This window comes from Mesorhizobium sp. ZC-5, assembly GCF_025753855.1.
Taxonomy (GTDB): Bacteria; Pseudomonadota; Alphaproteobacteria; order Rhizobiales; family Rhizobiaceae; genus Neomesorhizobium.
In genome coordinates, this window is record NZ_JAOWPT010000066.1 from 1 (window position 1) to 725 (window position 725).

Consider the following 725-nt stretch of genomic DNA (forward strand, 5'->3'; position numbering starts at 1 on the left):
AGCGGCAACAACACGCTGAACGGCGGCCTTGGCACCGACACCATGCGCGGGCTCGGCGGCAATGACGTCTATGTCCTCGACACGGCCTCCGACGTGGTCGACGAGAGCGTCGCGGGGTCAGGCGGCTTCGACACGCTCTATACGGCCTTCAGCTTCAGCCTGGCTGGCTCCGCGACGCTTTTGGGCAACATCGAGAACCTGGTGCTGAGCGGTGCCGCCAACGTCAATGCCACCGGCAACGGCTTGAGCAACCTCTTGACCGGCAATGGCGGCGGCAACGTGCTCAACGGCTCAACCGGCGCTGACCAGATGCGCGGGGTCGGCGGCAATGACTATTATGTCGTCGACAATGCCTCCGATGTGGTCGACGAGAGCATCGCCGGCTCCAACGGCGTCGACACCGTCTATGCTTCCTTCGGCTTCAATCTGGCCGCGGTCACCGTCAAGGGCAATGTCGAGCGGCTGGTGCTGACCGGCGCCGACAACATCCACGGCTTCGGCAACGGCTTGAGCAACGCCCTTTTCGGCAACAGCGGCAACAATCTGCTCAACGGCGCGAGCGGCCACGATCAACTGACCGGCGGGGCCGGCAACGACACCTTCATCTTCAACACCGCCCTCAACGCCGCCGCCAATGTCGATGCCATCTTCGACTTCTCGGTGCCGGCCGACACCATCATGCTGGAGAACACCATCTTCTCCACGCTGGCCGCCGGCGTGCTGGC

At 64.1% G+C, this 725-nt stretch carries 1 protein-coding gene; it reads left to right on the forward strand.

What is annotated here, in order from left to right:
• A partial coding sequence (locus OHD58_RS30530) for a calcium-binding protein (protein WP_318528314.1) occupies positions 1-725 on the forward strand: 725 nt, incomplete at both ends.